The sequence below is a fragment of the Streptomyces spinoverrucosus genome (assembly GCF_006539505.1).
Classification (GTDB): domain Bacteria; phylum Actinomycetota; class Actinomycetes; order Streptomycetales; family Streptomycetaceae; genus Streptomyces; species Streptomyces spinoverrucosus.
This window is the reverse complement of record NZ_BJND01000165.1, coordinates 1-2,086: the sequence shown is the minus strand read 5'-3', so window position 1 is coordinate 2,086 and position 2,086 is coordinate 1. Positions and strand designations below refer to the sequence as shown.

At 66.7% G+C, this 2,086-nt stretch carries 2 protein-coding genes; one reads left to right on the top strand and one right to left on the bottom strand.

Annotated elements, in window-relative coordinates; translation table 11 throughout:
• Positions 1-113: 113 nt before the first annotated feature.
• The gene (locus SSP24_RS42275) at positions 114-743 is read right to left on the bottom strand and encodes a hypothetical protein (RefSeq protein ID WP_141316564.1); all 630 of its coding nucleotides are present in this window, start codon (positions 741-743) and stop codon (positions 114-116) included.
• Positions 744-1,123: 380 nt separating this feature from the next.
• On the opposite strand from SSP24_RS42275, the gene SSP24_RS42270 reads away from it, so the two are divergent.
• Positions 1,124-2,026, top strand: a complete 903-nt coding sequence (locus SSP24_RS42270) for a transposase family protein (protein ID WP_229866386.1) — start codon at positions 1,124-1,126, stop codon at positions 2,024-2,026.
• Positions 2,027-2,086 lie beyond the last annotated feature (60 nt).

The window sequence follows — 2,086 nt, the reverse complement described above, 5'->3', positions numbered from 1 at the left end:
GCTCACTGAGAACTTGGAAGAGCGTCTCCGCGCTGCGGCGGTGTCCCGGCGTGGGGACCGCCGCCGCCCGGGCCGGGGAGACTGAGCCGGCGACTCTGTCCACGGCGGCGCGCTTATCCAGCTGTTTCGGCCTGAGCCTCGGACGTGGGCGCTGCCGTGGGCTCGGTCGGGCTGGGGGCGGTGTAGTAGACGGAGCTGCCCTGCTTGGCGCGTTGAGCCTGGCTCCTGGCGACGAGGTTTTCGAGGGTGGTGCGCACGACGTTGGTTTTGATGCCGCGGTCGGGGTGTGCCTGGCTGAGTGCTGTGGCGATTTCTGCTGCTGAGCGTGGTTCGCTCTGTTCGGTCAGGTGGCGGCGGATGAGTTCGACCAGCGTGGGCTGGGCTGTCTTTGAGGCAGTGTTCTTGGCCGTGGACTTCTTGGCGGCTTGGTTCTTGGCTGTGGGCTGTTTGGCAGTTGCCGTCTTCGCCTGCCTGCGAGGGCCAGCAGCGGCCTTCGTTCGGGGCAAGGGCACGGTGGGGTGGTCTGCGCTGGCAGACTCGGGGGTTGTTGCCGCGACGCCGAGTGCCTGTTGCATGTTCACCAGTACGGTGTGGTCGTGCTGCAGGTCGGCCAACTGTTGCTGCAGCACGGTGATTTCCGCGGTGATGCGTTCTTGTTCCTTGACGTTGCGCTCAAGGTCGGCGGCTACTTGGTTGACGTACTGCGCCGTCAATTCGGTGGCTGGAGCCGTGCTGTGGGGCATGTTTTTCTCCTCGGTTCATGGCCGGGCGTAGCCCTGCGGCCGGTGGCAGCGAGTCAGGGGGCAGGTGCTCCGACTGCGGATGCCCTGGCGCAGTGATGATACGGGCGGGTAGGCCTGCTTCTGCCTCATGAGCAATGCATTGGTCCAACGTGGGGTTTCCAGCGCGCCCTGCGCGATGACTTGGTCCTGGCCTGCGGCATCGAGCAGTTGCACCTCAACCAGCGTTGATCTGAGGTCGGGGCTGCAGCCAGGGCCCGTGGGCGAGTTCGCCCAGATCACCGTGTGTCTGCCTAACGACCTCGTGCACGGTTGGCCGTGGCTCGGCGTCCAGGTGGCTCGTTGAACTGTGCATGGTGGGGGCTGGGGCGCGTGGGTTGATCGTGGCGGAGTACCGGGTCACCGGACTGTCGTCGGCGGTGATCGCTGAACTCATCGCTGAGGTGGGGCCGTTGTGGCAGGAGCAGCATCAGGCTCGGCTCACGGCTCGGCCGCGGCGGCGGGCGGTGGGAGCCGGGGCGAAGCACAAGTTCGTCTTCGTCGACCGGCTGCTGGCCACTCTGGTGAGTCTGCGCCATGGCACTACTCATGACGTGCTGGCCTGCTGGTTCGGCGTGGACCGCTCCACCATCACTCGGGCCATCGGCGAGGTGCGGCCTCTGCTGGCGCAGCGGGGCTGCACCGTCGCCCAGGGCATCCGGCTGCGTACTCTCGCCGAGGTCATCGAGTACCTGGGCGCCGGCGGGACGGGGATCATCGATGGCACGGAGATCCGTGTGCGGCGCCCGGCCGCAGGCTGCAAGGACCGGGACAAGTTCGTCTCCGGCAAGACCAAGCAAAACGCCGTGAAGGCCATGGTCCTCACGGACGCCGAAGGGCGGCTGCTGTACTGCAGCCCGGTCCGGCCAGGCAGTTGCGCCGACATCACCCAGGCACGGCAGCTCGGATTGGTCAAGCTCCTGGCCGACGGCCCGTTCATGGAAATCCTCGCGGACGCCGGCTATCAGGGCATGGGCGCGCAGACCGGCGGACGGGTGGTCACACCACCACACCGCAAGTTCAAGAAGAACGCTCCCGCCTGGTACGAGGAGCGGCACGAACTCCAGCGCAAAGCGCACTCTTCACGGCGCATCCGCGTCGAGCATGGCATCGCGCACCTGAAGAACTGGCGGGCTCTGGCCCGCCACCTTGGCCGTCGCGAGCACATGAGCGACATCGTCCAAGCCATCGCCGGACTGCTCTCACACCAGCAGAACGCCGCTCTATCCCGCCGCGTTCAAGCGTGACCACTGCCAGGACCGCAACGCTCGACGAGCCACGGCCAACCGTGCACGAGGTCGTTAGTA

Coding starts and splice junctions, on each gene's coding strand:
- SSP24_RS42275 (WP_141316564.1), bottom strand. CDS start 743: ATGCCCCACAGCACGGCTCCAGCCACCGAATTGACGGCGCAGTACGTC.